General features: G+C 26.2%; 3 protein-coding genes and 4 pseudogenes. 6 read left to right on the forward strand and 1 reads right to left on the reverse strand.

From position 1 onward, the window contains the following. Nucleotides 1–4: 4 nt before the first annotated feature. The 3 genes and pseudogenes from bdr (at nucleotide 5) to BVAVS116_RS04880 (ending at nucleotide 2,487) form a co-directional block, all read left to right on the forward strand. Nucleotides 5–457 (forward strand): annotated as a pseudogene (gene bdr, locus BVAVS116_RS04870) (Bdr family repetitive protein). A gap of 268 nt (nucleotides 458–725) precedes the next feature. Continuing rightward, nucleotides 726–2,058 (forward strand): annotated as a pseudogene (locus tag BVAVS116_RS04875) (DUF244 domain-containing protein). Nucleotides 2,059–2,115: 57 nt separating this feature from the next. Continuing rightward, on the forward strand, nucleotides 2,116–2,487 hold the full coding sequence (locus BVAVS116_RS04880; RefSeq protein ID WP_012664817.1) for a DUF261 family protein: 372 nt from the start codon (nucleotides 2,116–2,118) through the stop codon (nucleotides 2,485–2,487). Between the two features lie 14 nt (nucleotides 2,488–2,501). Here the strand turns inward: BVAVS116_RS04880 and BVAVS116_RS04885 are convergent. After that, nucleotides 2,502–3,274 (reverse strand): annotated as a pseudogene (locus BVAVS116_RS04885) (tyrosine-type recombinase/integrase); the annotation flags it as partial. A 437-nt stretch (nucleotides 3,275–3,711) separates the two neighbouring features. Here BVAVS116_RS04885 and BVAVS116_RS04890 point away from each other — a divergent pair. The 3 genes and pseudogenes from BVAVS116_RS04890 (at nucleotide 3,712) to BVAVS116_RS04900 (ending at nucleotide 6,555) form a co-directional block, all read left to right on the forward strand. After that, a complete protein-coding gene (locus BVAVS116_RS04890; RefSeq protein ID WP_012664819.1) occupies nucleotides 3,712–4,380 on the forward strand; it encodes a hypothetical protein in 669 nt (222 codons plus the stop codon). A 281-nt stretch (nucleotides 4,381–4,661) separates the two neighbouring features. After that, nucleotides 4,662–5,150: a DUF603 domain-containing protein gene (locus BVAVS116_RS04895; protein ID WP_012664820.1), complete on the forward strand. Its 489-nt coding sequence runs from the start codon at nucleotides 4,662–4,664 to the stop codon at nucleotides 5,148–5,150. Next, a pseudogene (locus tag BVAVS116_RS04900) lies at nucleotides 5,147–6,555 on the forward strand (PBSX family phage terminase large subunit). The gene BVAVS116_RS04895 and the pseudogene BVAVS116_RS04900 overlap by 4 nt, the downstream one beginning before the upstream one ends. Nucleotides 6,556–6,580: the final 25 nt, after the last annotated feature.

Raw genomic sequence — 6,580 nt, forward strand, 5'->3', positions numbered from 1 at the left:
CTTTATGAATAATTTAGCGTATAGGACATACAATATAGAAAGTATAAAAAATGAATTTTTAAATATGGGGTTTAGTGAGTAGGCAATAGATTTTGTTTTTCTTCATAATGATAATTACAACTTTGAAGTTATAAAAGAGAAAATGAATTCTTTAGAACAACAAATAATTAATGTAGAAAAGAATTTTCAAAAAGATATATCTGGATTAGATACTAAAATAGATAGTGTAAAAAACGAACTTAATACTAAAATAGATAGTATAAAAAATGAGCTTAATGCGAAAATAGATAGTGTAAATGCCAAGATAGATGGTGTAGAAAAGACCCTAAAAAAGGATATATCTAGTTTAAAAAATGAACTTAATGCAATTAATAGAACAATACAAGTAATGCTAATAGTGGGAATAACACTTGCTCCAATTATTTACTCTATATTCAATAAATATTTCTTTAATTGAGAATAATTAAGATTTTTCAAAATATCAAAGTAGTATAAGCTTATTTTTTAAATAATAACATTTTATTTTTGCTCTTTTATAAATTGATTTTAATCATAAATTGAAAAATATTTAATTTTTATTTTTTTAAATAAATTAGCCTAAACTCTGGGTTTTATTAAGCTTTTAATAAAAGCTTTTAGTAAAGTCCTATTATTTTTTTAAAGTTGACAAAAATAGTTTTTGCTATATAATTATTTATAAATCTAATTTTAGGAGGTTGACGATTATGTCAAACATAAAAAAAAATCAACAAGAAAATGTAAATAACAAGATAAATGGAGAATCCAAAATGCATGTTGAGCAACAAAGCTTTATTGGCTGCGAAGTATTTAAAAAAAATCTTTTCCAATTAAAGAAAAAAGTAAATTAAGTAAGATAAGCAAGAAATTACCAGGAATAAGCAGTAAAGAATGTTTTAGATTTAACAAAAATCTTGATTTTAGTGAGCAAAGAAACAAACTAGATAAATATGGCGCTAGTGAAGTAGACACTGTTTTAATTGGAGGTGCTGGATAAAAGACTTAATGGTAAATAGAGTGCTCAAATATTTTTTTTGGCATGAGCATGCCTTTTGAAGAGAATTTATACATGTTAAAAGGTAAAGAATTAGAAAATTTAGGATTTAGAGAGTTTGTTAAGGCACACGGTGATAATATTACTGTTTTGTATAAAAACAAATATGCCAATGGTGTTGATAAATATAATTATTTAAAAAAATGGGTAACTTTGAAAGTTTAGTGGGTTCAACAATTGATGGGTGGTTTAATAATAATGGTGATTTAGAACTTTTAGAGATTAAGAGTAGCGATTCTAATTATATGAGTAGCGTCATTGAAGAGTACAGTATAAATGGCAATTTTTTAATCAGTAAATATTTTTTTAAATACTATGTGCAAGCACAAATGCAGTTGTCATGTACTGGGCTTGAGCATTACAATTTATTCTTTTTTAATAGACGCTGCACCGGTTAATTGTAAGATAAAAAGAAATGATTCTTTAATATCAAAAGTGCTTGAATTTGTTAGGAAATGTGAATAAGAAGTTTGCAATTTAAGAAACTAAATTGTTAAAAAAAATGATATTAATTTAGTAATATTAAATAATATTGATAATGATACGTTTATTAATCTTGTTGAAGAGTTGGTAGTAAATAGCGATTTTTACCAATCTGGGGGGTTGAATTTAATTGGGTAAAAGAATTTGTAGAGTATGTTAATTGTATAGATCTTGAGATTAAAACCGAACAGTCTGCCATAAATCTTGAGGAGAATCTTATTGAGATTGATAACTTAAAATCAGAATTGAATAAAATTCAAAATGAAAACAAAAAAAGAGAAAAGCCTATAAAAGAACTGCTAAAAATTAAAATTGATGATATTTTGGATAAATATTCACTAATTAATCATGTGAATTACAGATTTAAACAATTTGTGTTTAACTATGATCCTAAGAAAAGAGCAATAGCAGATAGATTTAAAGGACTTATAACAATAAGTAGCAAAGTGTTATTGCCGAGCAATATGAGCAATATAGTGTATGCAAATAGTGTCCCCATGTGAATGGGTGCACTAAAACTAAAAAATTAAAAAAATAATTTAATATTGGAGGATTAATCAATGATTATTGGTAAAATAAAACAAAGTAATAAGGGTTTGCTCGTAGAGATACAAAAGTGGGGCCGCTATTTTTTGTGTTTACATTACTATACAAGCTTATTTAAGAAACTCGAATTTAATGCTTTTGATATAAATGCAGCATATTACAGGTTTTTAGGACTAGGATATATTAGGAGTATCGCAAGATATGAAACTTCTAGTTATTTTGGATCTTCAAATGAGTTTGAAATTAGCGAGGTTAAAATTAAGGGTGTTAATGGATTTCACTTTATTGCTACAAAAGAACAAGAGATATTATATGATTCACTTGATTTAAAACCGCGTGGAAAAGAATTTAAGGTAACTTTAAAACGTATCTTTAAGTTTAGATAGTTTGTACTATAGTTTAAACTATTTTTTATACATTTATATGCTTGAATTTTGTTTGCAGAAGAGAGTTCGTAGATATTATCAATTTCATGAGTTGAAGAGTATTTCATAAGTTCTTTAATTTGAAAAGAATTATAACCATTGGCTGGCTTTCAAATTTGAAATAAATAAATTTCTACATAAATGAAGTGATTTATTTGCTTTAAATCCTGATTTTTTAAGAAGATTTTTGAATTTTCTAGAAATATTGATAATACTAATTTGATTGTCTTTAAACTTGTGTTTAGTTTTTTGGAAAAGGTAAGTACGCCTTGTATCAAGATTTTTTTCTTTGAAATGATTTTTGTAAGCTGTTTGAATAGCACCATATTTTTTAGAGTTAATGACAATTTCTCTAATACAAGCGACATTCCTTTTTTATGCTACATTTACTTTTATATTGTAATAAATTTCACCAGTTTTGCTTGATAACTGGGGTAATATCTTGCATTTTTACTTTTTGAATTTCAGTGCCCCTACACCCACTTATTAAAAGCAGATATACGAATCAACCAGATATTGGATCATTTTCTTTTAGTTGTTTAATACATTTTTCAATTAGTTTTCTAGTTTTTGGAGTTATATAAAACTTAGGACTAGGTTTTACATTTTCTTTTTTACTTTTAGTTGAATTTTTTAGCTAATTTTTTAAAATTTTATTTTCATCGACTACTTTTTGATAATCTTTTAATAGTTTAAGTAAAAAATCTGTATCACCGTTATTTAAATTAAGATAATTATTAATGCTCATAAAATCAGCCTCACATAAGTGTTACTTTTAAATTAAGTAAAAGTAATAAAAATAGGTGAAAATTACAATTTACATCGTACCAAAAACTATAAATTTTAGTCAAATTTAGGTACTTCTCATTGCATGCGAAATTTGGAGTGTAGAATAGTTGTAAAGGATATAAGTGGCAATTTTAAAGGGGATCGGATAAGGAAAGATATAATACTTTAACTGATATATAGCAAATACCCTGAAATTTAATTTGTATGTGTTTTGTTATCATTTGTAATGAGTTTGCCATTTACAATGGAGAAATTTTTTGGAGTTGATTCAAATTACATTTGAAGTTTGTTACTATGTAATTCGAAATGTAACAAAATTAATTATTTAAATCTGTAAAAAATTGTAATTATTAGTGTGTTGCGTTAAGCTTAAGATCTATGGAGTAGGAGTAACTTATGAATAAAAAAATGTTTATTATTTGTGCTGTTTTTGCACTGATAATTTCTTGCAAAAATTATGCAAGTGGTGAAGATTTAAAAGGTTTATTGCAAGATTCAAAAAGCTCAGATTCTAAACTTTCTGAATCCGAACAAGATTTAAAAAAACAAGTTAAAGGATTTTTAGATATTTTAGATACAAAAGATTTAAGCTTATTAGATACAAAAGAGATTGAAAACAAGGTTCAAGACTTAAAGGAAAAAATAGGTAAATCGAATTCTAAAAAAACCTCTCTTGTAACATATTTTGACTATGAAGAACTAACAAAACAATTAGGAGAAAAATTTAAAAGTAAAGGAGAATTAAAAAATCAATTCAAGGGGCTTGAAGATATCTTAGAAACGAAAAAAGAAGAAAGAAAAAAAGAATTGGAGAAGGCTAAACAGAAATTTGAAGAGTTTAAAAAACAAGTTGATACTACAACTGGAGTAACTTATGGTAATCAAACTCAAAACCAAGGGAGAGTTGGAGTACAAGCTTGGAATTGCGCTAAAGAATTAGGTTTAAATGTAAGCTATTCTAGTAATACTGGTACTGATACTAATAAATTATCAAAAAAAGTTGTAGATGATGCACTTAGTAAGATTGAAGAAGAACTTAAAAAGTTGGAAAACAAAAAAGAATAAAAAAATTTTTAAAAAAGCGAAAATTATAAAAAACAAGACTAGTTGTTAGTCTTGTTTGTATTTGTATTAACGTATTAATTAAAAAGAAAAGATATAAATGTAAAATCCAATTCATGGCTAAACAGATAAAATCTATAAAGTTGTGAAAATCAAAATACAAACATTATAAGCATAGTAGTTAATAGACATAAGTAAGTTACTAGTTATTGTTAATAATTTGTTAACTTATTGTATTATTTAGAGTAACAATTTGTTAATTTTATTGCTTTAGGGGAATTTTTTTGAAAAAAAATAAAAGGCCTTTTGACGATTATGTTGCATACTTTAGAGAAGGATCTTTAAGTAATAGAGAAATAGCAGCTAAACTAGGGGTTTCTAGAGTAACAATTAGTGAAGATACTTTTGAACACTTTGTAGCACAAACTTTTAGATCAGAAGCTAAAGCTAAAAAAGTTAAGGGAGAATTAGATTTAGAACTTTCTAATTTAGAATTGGGATTTATACGTGCATTCAAGCAATATTCTAGCATTGAACTTGCTAGTATACTTTCTAAAATAGAAGATTTAAGATATGAAATTGAATCTTTAAATAAAAAAAGTGAAAAAGGTATTAATGAAAAAATTAATTCTTTAAAAAGTGAGCTTAATGATCTAATAAAGGAGTGTTCAATAAGAGAAATGGAACTTTATTATGAATGTATGAAAAAACTTGTTGCTGCTCATGAAGTTGAGAGTAAAAGTAGCTACAAAAGTAGTAAAGGATACAAGTGAACTTATATCAAACAAAACTTTTTACAACACTTCAAAAGCAATACAAAAATCAGTTTGGAGTTGATATATCTAAATTTGTAAAAGTGACAAACCCTTCAATTAATTTTGATCAGTTTGAAGAAAAACATTTAACCGAAAAGCAAAAGAATGTTATCAAAAGTATTCAAAAGAATAATGAAAATAAAATTATATTTAGTGGTGGTATAGCTAGTGGTAAAACGTATCTTGCATGTTATCTTTTTATCAAAAGTTTACTTACAAATAAAAAATTATACTCTAGTGATATTAATAATTTTGTTATAGGCAATTCCCAGCGTTCAGTTGAAGTTAATGTTTTAGGACAATTTGAAAAGCTATGTAAACTTCTAAATATTTCTTATATTCCAAAGAATACAAATAATTCATATATACTGATTGATTCACCCCGTATTAATTTATATGGGGGGATAAGGCAAGTGATTTTGAAAGGTTTAGGGGTAGCAATTCAGCTCTTATTTTTGTTAATGAGGCTACTACTTTACATAAGCAAACTTTAGAAGAAGTGCTAAAAAGACTTAGGTGTGGTCAAGAAACTATTATTTTTGACACCAATCCTGATAATCCAGAACATTATTTTAAAACTGATTATATTGACAATATAGCAACTTTTAAAACATATAATTTTACAACTTATGATAATGTACTTCTTAGTAAAGGATTTATAGAAACTCAAGAGAAACTTTATAAAGATATACCAACATATAAGGCAAGGGTTTTGCTAGGAGAATGGATAGCGAGCATCGATTCAATTTTTACACAAATTAATATTACTCAAGATTATGTGTTTAGCAGCCCTATAGCATATTTAGACCCAGCATTTAGTGTTGGTGGGGATAATACTGCTTTATGTGTTATGGAGAGAGTTGATGATAAGTATTATGCTTTTGTATTTCAAGACCAAAGACCAGCGAATGAGCCTTATATTATGAATATGGTCAAGACTGTATTAGAGAATTTCAATGTAAATACACTTTACTTAGAAGATAGAGATAATACTAAAGGTGCTGGTGCGTTAACTCGTGAATATATGACTCTTAGGAACAACATGAATCACAAATTTAGAATTGTGTCTATTAAACCAAAGTCCAATAAATTTAGTAGAATAACATCGTTAATTACACCGTTTACTTACAAGAAACTTTACATTGCAAAATACAGTAGTTCTTCTGTATTCAATGATATTTACGCTTATAAAGGGGATAACAAAACTCATGATGATGCACTTAGCGCAATATCTGCGGCATATTTAGTATATTTAATTTTGTCTTTAGGATATAAAGAAAGAAGTGTCCATTTCGGCAATCTAATATTTTTGTCAATAAAATTTACAAAAATATTAGTTTTTGCTATTATACACGTAATTTAATTAAGAAAATTAAGAATAAGAAATA

Source organism: Borreliella valaisiana VS116 (genome assembly GCF_000170955.2).
In the GTDB taxonomy this organism is placed as follows: Bacteria; Spirochaetota; Spirochaetia; order Borreliales; family Borreliaceae; genus Borreliella; species Borreliella valaisiana.

Coding starts and splice junctions, on each gene's coding strand:
- BVAVS116_RS04880 (WP_012664817.1), top strand. CDS start 2,116: ATGATTATTGGTAAAATAAAACAAAGTAATAAGGGTTTGCTCGTAGAG.
- BVAVS116_RS04890 (WP_012664819.1), top strand. CDS start 3,712: ATGAATAAAAAAATGTTTATTATTTGTGCTGTTTTTGCACTGATAATT.